The 16,762-nt window shown below is 42.6% G+C and carries 14 protein-coding genes and 1 pseudogene; 6 read left to right on the top strand and 9 right to left on the bottom strand.

The features are described 5' to 3' along the window. The 4 genes and pseudogenes from QZ407_RS11175 to QZ407_RS11160 form a co-directional block, all read left to right on the top strand. Positions 1 to 329, top strand: a pseudogene (locus tag QZ407_RS11175) (SDR family NAD-dependent epimerase/dehydratase); the annotation flags it as partial. Between the two features lie 25 nt (positions 330 to 354). Continuing rightward, positions 355 to 1,377: a UDP-glucose 4-epimerase GalE gene (gene galE / locus QZ407_RS11170; RefSeq protein ID WP_295770940.1), complete on the top strand. Its 1,023-nt coding sequence runs from the start codon at positions 355 to 357 to the stop codon at positions 1,375 to 1,377. A 6-nt stretch (positions 1,378 to 1,383) separates the two neighbouring features. After that, on the top strand, positions 1,384 to 2,436 hold the full coding sequence (gene rfbB, locus QZ407_RS11165; protein WP_295770938.1) for a dTDP-glucose 4,6-dehydratase: 1,053 nt from the start codon (positions 1,384 to 1,386) through the stop codon (positions 2,434 to 2,436). 101 nt (positions 2,437 to 2,537) lie between these two features. Beyond that, entirely contained in the window at positions 2,538 to 3,335 is a 798-nt protein-coding gene (locus QZ407_RS11160) for a M90 family metallopeptidase (RefSeq protein WP_295770936.1), read from the top strand. A 38-nt stretch (positions 3,336 to 3,373) separates the two neighbouring features. On the opposite strand, the gene QZ407_RS11155 is transcribed toward QZ407_RS11160, so the two are convergent. After that, complete coding sequence (locus QZ407_RS11155; RefSeq protein ID WP_295770934.1) at positions 3,374 to 5,200, bottom strand: FAD-dependent oxidoreductase; 1,827 nt, start codon at positions 5,198 to 5,200, stop codon at positions 3,374 to 3,376. 147 nt (positions 5,201 to 5,347) lie between these two features. Between QZ407_RS11155 and QZ407_RS11150 the strand changes: the two genes are divergently transcribed. Further along, the gene (locus QZ407_RS11150) at positions 5,348 to 5,887 is read left to right on the top strand and encodes a YfiT family bacillithiol transferase (protein WP_295770933.1); all 540 of its coding nucleotides are present in this window, start codon (positions 5,348 to 5,350) and stop codon (positions 5,885 to 5,887) included. A gap of 80 nt (positions 5,888 to 5,967) precedes the next feature. On the opposite strand, the gene QZ407_RS11145 is transcribed toward QZ407_RS11150, so the two are convergent. The 8 genes from QZ407_RS11145 to QZ407_RS11110 all read right to left on the bottom strand — a co-directional run bounded on the left by QZ407_RS11145 (position 5,968) and on the right by QZ407_RS11110 (position 14,721). Next, positions 5,968 to 6,771 (bottom strand): hypothetical protein, encoded by an 804-nt coding sequence (locus tag QZ407_RS11145; RefSeq protein WP_295770931.1) that lies wholly within the window; start codon positions 6,769 to 6,771, stop codon positions 5,968 to 5,970. Positions 6,772 to 6,784: 13 nt separating this feature from the next. Then, positions 6,785 to 7,282 (bottom strand): heavy metal-associated domain-containing protein, encoded by a 498-nt coding sequence (locus QZ407_RS11140; RefSeq protein ID WP_295770929.1) that lies wholly within the window; start codon positions 7,280 to 7,282, stop codon positions 6,785 to 6,787. 90 nt (positions 7,283 to 7,372) lie between these two features. Continuing rightward, positions 7,373 to 7,780 (bottom strand): hypothetical protein, encoded by a 408-nt coding sequence (locus QZ407_RS11135; protein WP_295770927.1) that lies wholly within the window; start codon positions 7,778 to 7,780, stop codon positions 7,373 to 7,375. Positions 7,781 to 7,841: 61 nt separating this feature from the next. Next, on the bottom strand, positions 7,842 to 8,702 hold the full coding sequence (locus QZ407_RS11130; RefSeq protein WP_295770925.1) for an N-acetylglucosamine kinase: 861 nt from the start codon (positions 8,700 to 8,702) through the stop codon (positions 7,842 to 7,844). Next, entirely contained in the window at positions 8,699 to 9,082 is a 384-nt protein-coding gene (locus QZ407_RS11125; RefSeq protein WP_157542933.1) for a response regulator, read from the bottom strand. Before QZ407_RS11125 ends, QZ407_RS11130 begins: the two co-directional genes overlap by 4 nt. 50 nt (positions 9,083 to 9,132) lie before the next feature. After that, on the bottom strand, positions 9,133 to 10,467 hold the full coding sequence (locus QZ407_RS11120) for a TolC family protein (protein ID WP_295770922.1): 1,335 nt from the start codon (positions 10,465 to 10,467) through the stop codon (positions 9,133 to 9,135). A gap of 8 nt (positions 10,468 to 10,475) precedes the next feature. After that, on the bottom strand, positions 10,476 to 13,595 hold the full coding sequence (locus tag QZ407_RS11115; protein ID WP_295770920.1) for an efflux RND transporter permease subunit: 3,120 nt from the start codon (positions 13,593 to 13,595) through the stop codon (positions 10,476 to 10,478). A 28-nt stretch (positions 13,596 to 13,623) separates the two neighbouring features. Then, complete coding sequence (locus QZ407_RS11110) at positions 13,624 to 14,721, bottom strand: efflux RND transporter periplasmic adaptor subunit (protein WP_295770918.1); 1,098 nt, start codon at positions 14,719 to 14,721, stop codon at positions 13,624 to 13,626. 279 nt (positions 14,722 to 15,000) lie between these two features. On the opposite strand from QZ407_RS11110, the gene QZ407_RS11105 reads away from it, so the two are divergent. Beyond that, complete coding sequence (locus tag QZ407_RS11105; protein ID WP_295770915.1) at positions 15,001 to 16,761, top strand: PDZ domain-containing protein; 1,761 nt, start codon at positions 15,001 to 15,003, stop codon at positions 16,759 to 16,761. Position 16,762 lies beyond the last annotated feature (1 nt).

The following is a 16,762-nucleotide window of genomic DNA, read 5'->3' as shown; positions in this document are numbered from 1 at the left end:
ATGTAGATGATTTGGTAGAGGGCATTTACCGCTTGTTACTGAGCGACTATGTACAGCCAATGAACATAGGTAACCCGGATGAGATCACCATCAAAGAATTTGGTGAGGAGATCATTAAGCTAACCGGCACCGATCAGAAACTGGTAGGCAAACCATTACCAACTGATGACCCTAAGCAAAGAAGACCTGACATTACCAAGGCAAAAGCCATCTTGGGCTGGGAGCCAAAGGTAAGCCGCCAGGAAGGATTGAAAATTACTTACGAGTATTTCAAGTCGCTTCCTCAGCACGTTATCGAGCACAAGGAATTCTCTCAATACAATAAATAATATTATAATTGCGAAAAGTATTTCTATGAAAAAAATATTGGTAACCGGTGGCCTGGGCTTTATTGGCTCGCACACGGTTGTTGAACTGGTGCAGGCTGGTTACGAACCTGTTATCATTGATGATTTGTCTAACTCGCATATCAGCATATTAGATCAGTTGACTACAATTTTAGGGTTTAAACCTCAATTTCACCAGGTTGACCTGTGTGATGAGGCTGCCGTAAAAAACCTGGCAACATCAATAGCTGATGTAACCGGCATTATACATTTTGCAGCTTTTAAAGCTGTAGGAGAATCGGTTGCTCATCCTTTGAAATACTATCGTAACAACTTTTACTCGCTTATTAACCTGCTTAACGCGTACTACGGTAAACCACTAAACTTTGTGTTTTCGTCAAGCTGTACCGTTTACGGTCAGCCTGATAATTTGCCGGTTACTGAAGATGCGCCTGTGAAGGCTGCGCAATCACCGTATGGAAACACCAAGCAGATTGCCGAAGAAATTTTACAGGACATGATTGCGTCAGGCGCTAATTACAAGGTGGTATCATTACGTTACTTTAACCCTGTTGGTGCACATGAGTCGGCCCTGATTGGTGAGTTGCCAATTGGCGTGCCGCAAAACCTGGTTCCGTTTATAACGCAAACAGCTATTGGCAAACGCGAAAAAGTTACCGTTTTTGGTGATGATTACAACACGCCTGATGGTAGCTGCATACGTGATTATATTCATGTTGTTGATTTAGCTAAGGCACACGTAGCCGCTTTAAAATACATGGAAGAGGAGAGCTTTAAAGGCTATGACGTATTTAACATTGGTACTGGTAAAGGTACTTCGGTTTTAGAGGTTGTAAATGCTTTTGAACGCGCTACCGGTGTTAAGTTTGCCTGGAGCATTGGTCCGCGTCGTGATGGTGATGTGGAGCAGGTTTGGGGCGATGTAACCAAATCAACAGAAGTGTTAAAGTGGAAAGCCGAGCTTGATGTTGATACCATGATGGCATCGGCATGGGAGTGGGAGAAAGCTATTGCAAACAAACCATTATAAGGTTTTATGAAGAAAATAATCATTACCGGTGGTGCCGGTTTCATTGGTTCGCACGTGGTGCGCAGGTTTGTAAAGTCTCACCCTGAATATCAAATCATCAACCTTGATAAATTGACTTATGCGGGTAACCTGGCAAACTTAAAGGATATTGAAAACGAGCCTAATTATAAGTTTGTAAAAGGTGATATAGTTGATGCTCAGTTTATTGATGAGTTATTTGGTGCCGAACAACCTGATGCGGTTATTCATTTAGCAGCCGAGTCGCACGTTGACCGTTCAATTGCCAATCCGCTGGAGTTTGTAATGACCAATGTTGTTGGAACGGTAAATCTGCTCAACGCAGCCCGCTATCACTGGAAAGGCCGTTATGATGAAACGCGCTTTTATCATGTATCAACCGATGAAGTTTACGGAACTTTGGGTGAAGATGGTATGTTTACCGAAGAAACACCTTATGACCCGCATTCACCATATTCGGCTTCAAAAGCAAGCTCAGATCATATGGTGCGTGCTTACCAGGATACTTACGGTATGAACGCTGTTATTTCGAACTGCTCAAATAACTATGGCTCATATCATTTCCCTGAAAAGTTGATTCCATTGTCAATTCACAACATTAAGCAAAATAAGCCTATACCAATTTACGGTAAAGGCGAAAACGTACGCGACTGGTTATGGGTTGAAGATCATGCCCGCGCTATTGATGTTATTTTCCATAATGCTAAATCTGGAGATACTTATAACATTGGCGGACATAATGAGTGGCAGAACATTGAGCTTATTAAGCTGCTTTGTGAAATTATGGACAAAAAACTAGGCAAGGAAGCAGGTACATCGGCACAACTGATTACTTATGTAACTGATAGGGCAGGCCACGATTTACGCTACGCTATTGACGCTACCAAGCTTAAAAATGAGTTAGGCTGGACACCAAGCATCACCTTTGAAGAAGGTCTGGAAAAAACTGTAGATTGGTATCTTGCTAACGAAGAATGGCTGAATGATGTAACTTCAGGCCATTATCAGCAGTATTACGATGAGCAATACACTAACCGCTAATATTTAACAGATATAAATTAAATGCAGCTTTTGGGCTGCATTTTTTGTTTTGAGTAATTTTTAAAGGTAACCAAAAGGGAGTTGCGTTGTTAACAGCTCATATGAATACATTTATTTTAATTGCCGTTGCTATAGTTTTTTTGTTGTGGGTTTTAGGTTATTTCCTGTTCCTGCGCAAACCAAAGGCCGTTGCCAAAGCCGATAAAAATATTACAGAAAGCCTTAAGCAGCTATTGCTTGATAATGTGTCATTTTACGAAGCGCTGAATAGCGCAGATAAGCTGCGCTTCGAGCATAAAATTGCTGCCTTTTTAGAGGAAGTACATATAGAGGGGGTAGGCCTGAAAATAGAAGATTTAGACCGGGTGCTTGTTGCATCAAGCGCTGTAATACCGGTTTTTGGGTTTGATGAGTGGAAGTATAATAACCTTACCAACGTTATATTATATCCAGACACCTTTAACAATGACTTTCAGTTTGAAGGTGATGAAAACCGTAACATAATGGGTATGGTAGGTTCGGGTTACATGAACGGGCAAATGCTATTGTCAAGAGCGGCACTAATACGCGGGTTTTCAAAATCATCGGGTAAACATAACACGGGAATACATGAATTTGTACACCTGCTTGATGAAAGCGACGGTGCTAGTGATGGTGTACCCGAAAACTTTTTGCCTCATGAATATGCAACTCCATGGCTAAAAATGATGCACCAGGAAATTGACCGTATTGAACGCGGAAAATCAGATATTGATGCTTATGCCGCTACCAACGAGGCTGAGTTTTTAGCCGTGGTATCAGAATACTTTTTTGAAAAACCCGATCAGCTAAAAGATAAGCACCCTGAACTGTATGCACAGCTAAGCCGCATGTTTGCACAGAACCCGGCTGCAGAGTAAGATGGTTTGGTAGTTATCTGCAGCTTGCATTTATATATTTAATTTATCAGTTTGCCACTAAGGTCAACTGTACGTGCAAACGGATTAAGATACTTATTGGTTAACACGGCAAACTCTCGGCGCGTAAGCGTGCGGTTCATGTCAAACGGCAATGAAAATTTGAAGTTGTCTTTCCATTGCTTCTCCATATTAGCATTTAAAACTTTAGGGTCGGTAAGCGTTATTTCGCTTATGAAAGATAACAGATTACCTACGGTGAATTGCTTACCCGGCTTTTCTTTATTAAACCATATAAATGCCCTGGTGTAAATTTCTCTTATGGCCGGTTCAACCTCGGCAGTAGTTACCAGGCTATCGGCGTTAAACAATACCGCAGCTGTTTTTCCATTAACCTTTTGTATGCCTTTAAGCATACCGGTTGCACTTACCTGCTGTATGGCCCTAAAGTTAGGGTCGTTTATTGTCACATCTGAAAATGGCATAAGGTAGCCTTTATAATCGAGTAACTCGCCTTGTATGGTGCGCACATTAAGGTTTTTGGTAGTGGTTTTAAAAAAGGCACAGTAAGCAGCAATACAACCGGCACCTTGCCCCACCGCTACCTGTACCGATGGGTAAAACGTACTGGCATTTACCAGGTGAGTGGTTGACATGGCTTTTTCAGTAACCAGTAAATTATCAAGGTCTTTTACCACAACAACGCCTAAAGGTATGCTATAAGCCGGAAACGGTGGATAAGGGGTTTGTGGCCCGCGTTTATCTACGTAATGTTGCCCGGGCGATGCATCACCAACCGCTATAGATGTACGGTAAAGCTTTGACACACGGTCATAGGGTGTAAAAATATCATCTAACACCATGCGCATACGTCCCTTGGCCCGGCGGTACTCGCGCATGTAAGGTATAGGCGGAAGTCCATCAGGTGTGCCAAATTCATCTGTAGTACCAAAGTTCTTTAAACCACGTTCGGTTTGGATGTAATATATCAACCCTAAAACGTGTAAACGGCACTCCTTGTAAAACTTCAACCGGTTTTTGGGGTCAAGGTCTTCAACTGTTGACTTGAATGATATGCCCGGATCGCTCCATTTGAGCATGTATTTGTTGTTAGGCAAACGACCACTCTGTATCATTTTAAGCAGGTCTTTGTCTTTAAAATGTGCATATTTTGCGGCGTCATAACCCTCAGGGCGCGCAATGGTTTTGTTGGCAGTTGCACCAAAATCTTTCAAAATAGCACACCATGTAATATCTTGAATAACGGGTAGCGCTTCTTCGGGCGCAAGTTGTTCTCCGGTTTCCTTTTTGCTGTCAAAGCCTGTGTTAAATTGTGCTCCGGCAAGGGCGGCAACATCGCCTGTACCGGTTGCATCTATCAGTACCTGGGCTTTTATGGTATTCACCTTGCCCTTTTCAGTTATGGTGACTTCCCAACCTGTGCCGTTCTTTTTAACTGAGTTCCAGGGGGTGTTTAGCTTAACCGTAAGGTTTTTTACCGTATCAGTCATGCGCTTAAAGATAGCGGCACCTGTATAAGGCTCAAAGCGTAGTACAGCGTTGGCGGTAGTATCATAACCCGGCGTTTTTTTATAGAACTCGCGTACATGTTTCCTGAATTCTCCCCAAATACCCGTAGGTAAGTTACGGTTGGCATCAACTATGCACATTGCGCCGGAAGTAAGCTCGCCGCCAAGCCATGGGCCGGTTTCTACCAAAATGGTTTTTACCTTGCTACGCGCGCATTGCAGCGCAGCGGCTGTACCACTTGCACTGCCGCCGATTATCAGTACATCAGTTTTAATAGTATCGGCATAGGTATGTATGGAAGCCAGGCAAAGCAGGGCAATAAGTAACTTTTTCAACATGAGGAAAATACAGGTTTAAAATGCTAAAGTAGGGCAAAGCTTTTACTATCAATGAAATTTTGTGTAACAAAATAGCTTATTGCTTAAGCGTACAAGCAATTTCAATAAAAAGCATGTGCCTTTAAATTTTTAGTATTTAATTTGAATATGACAACCCAACCCGACGAACATCTGCGTTATCCAATAGGCCGTTTTGCCAAACCAAATGAGTACAATGCTGAATTGCTTGCTCAATCAATTGAAACTATAAAAACTCTTCCGGCTCGTTTGCGTGCCGAGGTAATTGAACTTACCGATGCGCAGCTAAACACACCGTACCGTGAGGGCGGCTGGACACTGAAACAGGTAGTACACCACCTGGCCGATAGCCATATGAACGCTTTAATGCGCATTAAGCTGGCCTTAACAGAAGACCATCCAACCATTAAGCCATACGATGAAGCTGGCTGGGCCATGCAAATTGATTACCGCCTGCCGGTTGAAAGCTCGCTTAAAATGCTGGAAGGCATTCACCAGCACATGGTAGCTTTATATGAAAGCCTTGATGAAACACAGTGGAACCGTAGCTTTTTACACCCTGAAAGAGGAGTGATTTATACCATAGCTTTGTCTGCTGCTATGTATGCGTGGCACAGCAATCATCACCTGGCACATATTACGCAAACCATGAAATTATGGAGTAAGTAAAAGAAAGCAAAATGTCATTCCAATCGTCAGCAATAATATTAAGCAGTTGCCTGACGATTAGAATGACATTTAACATTCTATCAATTAAATATATTAAAAAGATTATACTCAACGCGTACCAGGTACATGTTTTGCGTGTTGCGCAGCATGCGGTTGGTTAACGGTGTGCGGTATGATAAATCAACCCTTAATACGCTGTTGAAAATGAACTGAACAGCTGGAGCAATGTCAATATAGTACTGCGCTTTGCCCGGGTTACTTTTGCCAAGCAGTTCTGCGTAAAGGTTAATATTGGTTTGCTCGTAATTAGTATACTTTTTAGGAAATAGTAAATACCCTGCCGATAGGGCGTAAGCAATACTGTTGCGGTTTACCGGCTCGTAGCCGCCCTTGTTTTCAAAAGCCCGTAAATAACTTAATGAGCCCGACACCGCCAGTTTATGCACAAGCTGAGTGGCTACCAGGCCGCCTTGTAAGCCGGTGTTATCACCTTCAAGTGATATTTCCTGGTTGTATTGAACGTTACGTATGGAAGAAGCCTTTGCAAACGCTGCCATTCTGAAATGCCGTTGAACACTATCGGCCGAGTAAAAACGGTACTTGGCATAGGCGCTAACACCCTCAAACCGTTGTTTGTCTTGATAAAAGTCAGACATATAGGCCGTGCCATGTACCATTATATACTTATTAATGCCCAGCATGGCCTCAAGCGTAGTACGGTTACGATAGTCGGGTTTAAAGTAACCCTGGTTTTCAAGCCTTATTCCTAAAGATTTTGCAGCCATGTTGCTGGCGGGCTCCGAATTCACATAGAGCTCCTGTGCCGATACCTGAAACAGCGCGGTAAGCATACCCGCAAGGGTAAGCCAAATGTATTTGGTCATATCTGTTGGCAGCTTATATTACTACGTGATATGACTTGCCGTTGCCTGATTTACTCTCCATGGCCGGGCTGTATTTTTTAACGGTAGCAGCCGGAGCAAAGCCCTTGTTAACCACCGTAATGGCTACTTCGCCGTCAAGGCTTTTTGCAGGTGCATTAAGGATGTGAAAAGTATCGCCCGAATAGTTGAATTTGTTGTTGGTTACTTTCAGCTTATCAAAGTCAACAAAAGCTTTCAACTGGTTTATAGAGAAACCTGCTCCCTGTACTTTTTTGCTCATTTGTTCAAAATCAACAGGTGATGTGTTTTTGAATGTAACCGTAAAAAGGTTGCGGTTCAAATCAGTTTTAATGTCGCCGATGAAAGGAAGGGTACGTAATGATTTTTCTGTTGCTTTTGAACACATAGAGCAGGTAAGACCGCTTACCTGTAATTCAGCTTTAACAAATTGAGCTTTAGCAACGCTTATAGAGATAGCCAACAGGGCTACAAAAATTTTAATAGATTTCATGATGTATTAATTGGAAATAAAATAATTGAATAATAGAGCTTACAGCATGGGCATGCAGCCATACTGTAACAGGGTACAATTATTTACCAATCAAATACGGAAATTGCAGTTTTGAATAAAGGTGGCAACTTTGCTCTTGGGTTCATCCTCGGGCGGGCCACGGTCATAAAACTTTTCGAGCAAGGCTTTTTGTGCCGAGAAAATAAAATCTTCGAAAGGCAGTTTAGGCATTTCGAAGGCAAAGATTTTAGCTAAGAAAGAGGTTTGCTCAGCTTGTTGATGAGTATCTTTAACCTTAACATCAACTTTGTGGTTTTTGCAGCAATCCATTTTCATGCCGCAGTTCATATCAGCTTTTTTCTCGGTTACGGGAGCCGTAGCAGCTGATAATTTAACCTTGGCTACTTTGTTGCCGCAGTAATGTAAGTTCAGGGCAAAGCCTAACACCGTAATGGTGTACAGTATAGCTAAGCTAAATGCACCTGTTCTTTTAAACATAAGGCAAAAGTAAGGAGCTTTATAATTTAAAGCAAATTAAAGTTTTGATTATGCCCTGGTACTAAGCCTGTACCTGGTTACGGTTAACAATAAAATCAACCAGTTCATCAATTGGATGACGAATAATTTTACCCGCCGATATGTTGTTTTGCGAGCAAAGCTCTTTTAACTGATCCGAAAAAAACCAGGCAATCGAACCTACAAAATGGCAGGTATATTCCTGGTAATCGGCATATGATTTTACGTTTGTGTTTATAAATTCCTGTAATCCGCGTTTAATGAGTTCATTGCCGTATACGGTTTCTTTAATGGCCGACAGAAATTTAGTGAAAGAAGCCAGATAAGAATTTGCACCGCGCTTAAGGTAAACGTTGTTTATAATGTCATCTTTGGTAACATGAAACTCATCCTCAAACTGTTTATGTATCTCAGCAGGCATAATGCCATACATAAAATCAGTGATCAGTGCTTTTCCAAACCATGTACCAGAGCCCTCATCGCCCAAAACGTATCCTAAGCCGTGCTTGCCGGTGGTCACATCCTCCCCGTCAAAAAAAGAAATGTTTGAGCCCGTACCTAAAACGCATACCAGGCCTTTTCGGGCCCCGCACGTAGCATAGGCCGAACCCAGCAAATCACTATCTACACTAACAAATGCTCGTGGAAAAATGTGGGTTAAGGCATTAGATACAATTTCGCGCTTATCAGGACTTGAGCAGCCTGCTCCAAAAAAATATATTTCTTCAACCAAGGGGAAATGGTTAACCATTACAGGAGCCTGATCCTGTATCAATTTGATCATTTCTTTTTCAGACAGAAAAAAAGGGTTTAGTCCTCCGGTGGTAAATTTAACCGGGGCCTGCTTGTTTGCTGTAAGCACCCAGTCGGTTTTCGAAGATCCGCTATCGGCTACAATAATCATGCACTCAGTTCTTCCAGAATTTTTTGGGTAAGAGGTTTATGTATAAATTGCGTGATGTATTTATTCTGGCCTGAGCGCTTCACATCAACCGGGTCAAGTGATGATGACAGCATAAAAATTTTAGTGCCGTCTTTATCATGGCCGTCAAGTTTCTCGTACTCCTGTAAAAACTCAAAGCCATTCATCAGGGGCATTCGCAGGTCCAAAAAAATCACATCGGGTTTGATGCTGCCATCACGAATTTCTTCAATAGCTTCTGTGGCCGATTGCTTAACTACAATATTTTGTGCAAAGTTACTGCTTTCCAGTATCCTGCGCGTAACAAAGTTATCGATGTAATTATCGTCGATAAGCAAGCATGTTTTATAGCCACTATACATCACTTTCAAATTTAGGCTTTTAACTTCATAAAAAAAATAGAAGTAAGCATTTACTGTATGCTTATGTTGCCTGTAATTTGTTTTAGTGTGGTTTCTGCAGCTTTGGTTTGATATTCGGCATCGTAAAAAACAGCAGTGGCATTGAGGTAGTTACGTTGCGCTTCCCGTATTTCTAAAGGTGAAATTGAACCCAGCCTGTATTTTTCAAGAGATATTTCCAAACTCTTGCGGGCAAGTTCAACGTTGGCCTGCCCAACCTTTATAAGTTGCAATCCCGAAAGGTATGAGCTGTATAATTGCCCAATCTGTGCCTCGAGGTTTGTACGGGCACGGTCAATATTAATTTGTGAATTTTCAATTTGCAGCTTGGCGTTGCGTTCACGTCTCCATTGGTTAAAGCCATCAAATATGTTGATGCTGGCCGAAAGACCATAGTTGAAACCACGTGAGTTTTGCACGCGAGCAAAGCCTGCCGGGTTACGGCTGTTATTCCAAATATAGCCACTGCTAATAGCTACCTGCGGGTACCGCGTTGATTTCACCTGCCTTAAATTAATTTCAGATAAACGTTGCTCAATAGATGCCGAAAGGAGGGTAGGGTTTTGCGCCTGTGCCTCGTTTATAATATTGCCAAGCAATAGCTTCTCATCAACTATAATAGTATCGGCAACGTTAAATTCAGTTTGAGGGTTACGTGCCAAAATGCGGTTTAAATCAACCTTGCTGGCTTTAAAAAGCTGTTGTTGTGTTAACAGGGTTGCAGTATCGGTATTGAGTGCTACCTGTGCATTATAAACATCAAGGCGTGCTACCCGGCCCGCCTCAAAGCGGTCGGTTGCAAAGCGTATCTGTTTACGCGATACCTCTATTACCCCCTGCAATGCCTTAATTTGCTTTTGCTGGTTAACCAAATCAAAGTAGCTTATAATTACGTTGGCAGTAGTACGCTGTATGGTATCGCGAAGACGCATTTGCGCCAGTTTATCTTGCTGTTTAAACTGATCGTAATTGGCAAACATGTTAAAGCCGTCAAAAATGGTCCAGTTGAGGTTTACGCCGTAGTTGGTACCAGTATTGTTGGCGTTATTTATACGGTTAACGGTGTTATCGCTACGTGTTTGAGTGGTGGTTTGAATACTGTTACTTTGCGTAAAAGTGCCGGCAACATTGGGCAGTATACCTGCATTGCCAATGGTTACATTATTTTTAGCAATGGCCGATGAGTTTTTTGATAGCTTGATGTCGTAGTTGTTCTGCAAAGCTATTTCCAGCGCTTCTTTTAGGGTAAGTTGCGGAACATTTGGAACCTTTGTATCCTGCGCATGTAAAGCATTAGCCAGTGCAAGCAACCCAAATACAATACAGTTGAATTTAATTATCTTCATTGCTTAGCTTACAGGTTTTCAATTAATAAGGGTTCTTTCCTGGTTCCTTCGTCCTCAGGTTCTTCATCCGGGTTGCGGCGGGTTTTAGATGCCAGCAATACATACATCATTGGAATTACATACAGCGTAAGAACCAGTGAAAACATCATTCCACCCATAATTACAATACCTAATGATACCCGGCTTTTAGCACCCGCACCCAAGGCCAACGCAATAGGCACGGCACCTAACACTACAGCTAAACTTGTCATTAATATAGGGCGTAAGCGCGCAGTGGCAGCCTCAACAACAGCTTCATACTTGGGCAGGCCGTGTTCCATGCGCTGGTTAGCAAACTCAACAATCAAAATGCCGTTTTTGGTTACCAAACCTACAAGGGTAATCATACCAATCTGGCTGAAAATGTTTAGTGTTTGGTTAAAGAACCATAATGATACAAAAGCACCTGCAATTGCCAGCGGAACGGTAAGCATTACAATTACCGGATCCATAAAGCTTTCAAACTGTGCTGCCAGTACCAGGTAAATTAATAAAAGGGCAAAACCAAACGCAAACAATATGTTAGATGAGCTTTCGGCATAATCTCGTGAGGGGCCGCTAAGCGCAGTACTGAAACTTGGGTCGAGCATCTTATTAGAGATGCGCTGCATTTCATTAATACCATCGCCAATGGTGTAACCCTCGGCTAAGCCCGCCTGCACCGTGGCTGATTTGTATCGGTTAAAGTGGTAAATAGAGGGCGGTGCAGAGCTTTCTTCAACCTTAACTACGTTGTCTAACTGCACTAGGGTGCCTTTACTGCTGCGTACATAAACAGATTTAAGGTCTAGCGGCTGATCGCGGTTGGCGCGGTCTACCTGGGCTATTACCTGGTACTGCTTGCCGCTCATTAAAAAGTAATCTAAACGGCCGGCACTATAATACAGCTGAAGTGTTTGCGAAATATCGGCAACAGAAACTCCTAAGTCGCGTGCGCGGTCACGGTCGGTTGTTATGCGTAGCTCGGGCTTGGTAAATTTAAGGTTAACGTCAGAACTTGAGAAAATAGGACTTTTGCTTACCTCGCTAAAAAAGTCAGGCAATACCTTGCGAATTTTTTCAAAATCCTGGTTTTGAATAACAAACTGTACCGGCAAAGAGGTACGTGCACCGCTACCGCCGCCGCTTATGGTTTGCTCCTGCACAACCAGCGCCCGCGCATCAGGGAAGCGTTTAAGTTTTCCGTTAAGCCAGTCGGCAATTTGCGCTTGCGTGCGGGTACGTTCATTCGGCGGTACAAGCCCCAGCCTGCCAAAGCCCGAGTTGGTTGATGCACTACCAAAACCCGGAGAAACAATTTCAATATTAACCTTTGCTTCGGGGATGGAGTCTTCAACAAGTTGCGCAACACGGTCCATGTATTTGGTCATGAACTCATAATTGGCACCCTCCGAACCGGTTACGGTGTAACGCAGTAAGCTACGGTCATCTAACGGAGCAAGCTCTGATGGTATGACTTTAATTAAAATGCCTATCAGCAAAACCGAGACAGCCAGTATGACAACCGATACCCATTTCAATTTCATAAATGACACAAGGGTATCGGTATATGCCTTGTTCATGCGTACGAAGAACGGTTCGGTTTTTTCATAAAAAGCCGATTTTTTATGGTTTTTACGCACTAAAACCACGTTAAGCATAGGCGTTAACGATAGTGATACGAATGCTGATATTAACACCGCCCCGGCTACAACCACGGCAAATTCACGAAAAAGCCGGCCGGTAAAGCCCTGTAAGAAAACAATGGGTAAGAACACGGCTGCCAGCGTTACCGATGTAGATATTACGGCAAAGAAAATTTCGGCCGAGCCCTCAAACGCGGCCTTGCGGATAGGCATGCCTTCTTCAACCTTTTTATATATATTTTCAGTTACTACAATACCATCATCAACCACAAGGCCGGTTGCTAAAACTATTCCAAGCAGGGTTAAAATATTAATAGAGAAGCCGCATATGTACATAATAAAAAATGCACCAATAAGCGACACCGGAATATCAATTAGCGGGCGGAAAGCTATAAGCCAATCGCGGAAAAAAAGGTAGATAATAATTACAACCAGGATGAAGGAGATAATAAGCGTTTCTTCCACTTCTTCAATAGATTGATTGATGAAGCGTGTATTATCAAGCGCTACCTGGAGTTGTATATCGGGGGGTAAATCTTTTTGTACCTGAGCTAAACGAACGTAAAAGTCTTTAGCAATTTGAACATAATTGGCACCGGGCTGTGGCACAACAGCCAAACCCACCTGTGGCACCAGCGATTCTTTAAAGGCGGTCTCTTCATTGGCCGATCCTAAAACTGCATAACCAATATCGCTAAGGCGTATAACGCGGTTGCTATCTGCTCGGATAATAAGGTTGTTAAAGTCTTTTTCGGTAACCAGTTTGCCCAGTGCCCTTACGGTAACTTCGGTACTGTTACCAGATATTTTACCGGCGGGCAGTTCCACGTTTTCACGCGCAAGGGCAGCGCTAATATCTGTTGCTGCGAGGTTTAATGCCGAAAGCTTATTAGGGTCTATCCATAGGCGCATTGCATACTGGCGCTGGCCCTGCAGGTTTATCTGGCTTACACCCGGAATAGTTTGCAAAGCCTCCTGCAAAACGTTTTCGGCGTAATCATTTACCTGGGTAATGTTGCGGGTATTGCTGCTTACAGTAAGGGTTATAATATTATCGGCGTTGGCATCGGCCTTGCTCACTACCGGCGGTGCGTTTATATCTTGCGGTAACTGTCGTTGTGCTTGCGATACCTTGTCGCGAACATCGTTAGCTGCCGTTTCCAAATCAGCATCGAGGTTAAATTCAACCGTAATATTGCTTGAACCAACCGAACTTGTTGACGAAATATTTCGAATGCCCTGTACGCCGTTTATTGCTTTCTCTAACGGTTCGGTTATTTGTGATTCAATTACATCGGCGTTAGCGCCCGAGTAACTGGTGCTTACACTGATAATGGGCGGATCTACCGAGGGAAAATCGCGAATGCCTAAAAATTTGTAACCAATAACGCCGAAAACTACAATAATAACCGACATTACCGTGGCCAAAACAGGCCGCTTTATACTAACTGAGGATAAACTCATTTATGCTTTATTTGTAAGTGCCTGTTTATTACTTAATAACTTTCACAATTTTTAAAGGAACCTTTGGCCGCATTTGTATAATGCCCGATACAATTACACTGTCGCCCGGTTTAAGGCCTTCAATAATTTCAATCTGGGTATCGGTACGTACGTCGGTTTTTACAGGTTGTGCGTAGGCGGTATCATTACGGGCAATAAATACCTTGCTCGATTTTAAATCAGGCACCACGCACTGCGTAGGAACCATAATAGTACGCGGGTTTTGCTCAAGCACCAAGCTTATTTTTGCAAAGCCGCCTGCTGTAATTTCATTACTTGGGTTTGCAGCTCGGGCGCGTACCGTTACTGTACGTGATAAGGCATCAACTTCCGGATCAATAGCATACACGGTAGCACTAAAGTTTTTGCGCGAACTGGCAATATTGAAAGATATTTTAGTGCCTTGCTTAACCAATGAACGGTACCGTTCCGGAACAGAAAAGGTAACTTTCATAGGGTCGGTGTTTACCAAGGTAGCAATATTGGTTTGCGGTGTAAGGTATCCACCCGGGCTTATATTGCGCAAGCCAATTGTACCGCTAAACGGAGCGCGCACTACCGTACGTGCAATTTGGGCTCTTATACCATCGGCCTGAGCTTTAAGCGTGTTGTATGATGATAATGAGGTGTCATACTCCTGCTTGCTTACTGCTTCCTTTTGTAGTAAAACGCGGTTGCGGTATTCGTTCTCTTTAGCAAGTTGAATTTGATAGTCGGTTTGCTTGAGCGTTGCCTGCAAATCCTGATCGTAAACGCGTACCAGCACCTGGCCCTTTTTAACGCGGCTGCCTTCGGTAAAATAAATTCCGGTTATGTTGCCAGCGGTTTGGCTGGTAAGATTTACCCTTTCATTAGGGTCAATTGTTCCGGTAATATTTATGGTGTTGTTAAATACAGTGTCTTTTATAATCTGCACAGTAACCGGTATGGGCCCGCCTTTTCTTTTACCGTCTTTACCACCTTTTCCTCCGGCCTGTGCTCCGGCGGCAGGGCCGCCCTCCTTGTTTCCATCGCCACGAAGTTTGTTAAATATAAGGTAGCCGATAATCAATGCTATCGCTATAAAAACAATGTATCTTATCTTCATGGAATTTAAAAAGTGCGTTTGTTAAAGTGGTTTGTATGTAGATTGGCAGCGTAGGGGCAGCTATAAAATTAACACGTATGATGTTAAAATAAAGCAACGTTGTTACACTGTTAAACTAACAAGCAAAATAAGGGCTAATTATTCATGTCAAATCTATGTATCAACCATTTTACAACTATACATGGCTAATTAGCAGACGGGTTGCCCGGTAAAAAATTTTATTTTAGCCGGATGAAAAAGTGGCACTTAAATATTCTTGTTTTATCTTATTTTTTACTGATGAGTTTTACCAGTGAAGCAGCGGGTGCGCTGCAAATATCTTATACTGTTAGTTTTCCTGAGGCACAGGCCCACTACGCCGATATTGAAATGGACATTAAAGGCATTGCCCAAAGCAAACTTAATTTAAAGATGCCGGTATGGACCCCAGGTTCGTACCTGGTGCGTGAGTTTGCCAAGAATGTGGAGTCATTTTCGGCGCAAAGCAGCGGTAAAGCCGTTAGCGTAACTAAAGTTCGTAAAAACGTATGGCAGTTAAATACGCAGGGGGTAAGCTCTGTAAAAGTTAAGTACCGATTTTACGCTTTTGAAATTTCGGTGCGTACCGCGTTTATTGATGTTACTCACGCATTTTTATCAACTTCGGGTATGTTCTTTTACCCTGAAGGAGGCCTTAACCTGCCATCAACTATAAAAATTATACCTTACAAAAATTGGACTAAGGTTTCAACCAGTTTAGAAATGGTTGGCAATGATCCGTTTACTGTAAAATCACCAAACTATGATATTCTTTATGATTCGCCTATTGAAGTAGGCACACAGGATATTTTTGATTTCAAAGTTGGAAACACCAACTACGAAGTATGTATGTACGGCGGAGGTAATTACGATAAAGAACGCCTTAAAAAGGATATGGCCAAGGTGATTGAGGAAGAAGTGAAAATTTTTGGCGAAAACCCGAACAAGCGTTATGTATTTATTGTGCATAACTACGTAAAAGGTGGCGGTGGCCTTGAGCACCTGAGTTCTACCGTTTTGGGTGCAGCCCGCGATGGTTATACCAAGGAGTCGACCTACGAAGGATTTTTAAGCCTGGTAGCGCATGAGCATTTTCACTTGTGGAATGTAAAGCGTTTACGCCCTATTGCTTTAGGTCCGTTTGATTACGATAATGAAAACTATACTACCAATTTGTGGATAGCAGAAGGCTTTACGGCTTATTACGATAACTTAACCGTGCGTCGTACTAATCTGTTTCCTGTTGAGCATTACTTAACTGCGCTTGCGGCAGATTTTAATACTATTGATAACACACCCGGAACTAAAGTCCAGCCGGTATCTCAGTCAAGCTTTGATGCCTGGATTAAAAGCTACCGCCCTGATGAAAACACCATTAACACCGGCATTTCTTATTATAACAAAGGTGCTGTTGTAGGTATGATGCTTGATTTGGAAATTATTAATGCTACGCAAGGCAAGCAGTCGTTAGATGATGTTATGCGTTACATGTACAATGAGTACTACAAGGTAAAAAAACGTGGTTATACCGATGCCGAGTTCAAAGCTGCATTTGAAAAATTTGCCGGTAAAAAGCTTGATGATTTTTACGCCAAGTACATTAACGGTACCGACGATATGGACTATAATAAATACTTAGCTTATGCAGGATACCGTGCGTTTAACGAGTATGAAGGCCATAGCATTGCCGATTTAGGTATACGTATGCTTCCACCGGCAAACCCGGCAGGTCGTATTAAGGTAGCAGGTGTACTGCGCGGTACAGCCGCCTGGGTTGATGGCATAAACGTAAACGATGAACTGGTGAGCATAAACGGCGTTGCAGCAACCGACCCTAAAACGTTAATGAAAGACAAAAATGTAGGCGATAAGCTTGATATTGTTGTTATACGCGATGGTCGTGAGCTTACTATTCCGGTTACCTTAAAGCAAACCACGCAGAAGAAATACAGTATACAAAGCCGCACAGACCTTACACCTCAACAACAGGTTGTAAGAAAAAAATGGTTAAACCTTAATTAAT

Origin of the sequence: uncultured Mucilaginibacter sp., assembly GCF_913773635.1 — a bacterium.
Taxonomy (GTDB): Bacteria; Bacteroidota; Bacteroidia; order Sphingobacteriales; family Sphingobacteriaceae; genus Mucilaginibacter.
The sequence above is the reverse complement of the archived record's forward strand: the minus strand, read 5'-3'. Positions and strand labels throughout refer to the sequence as shown.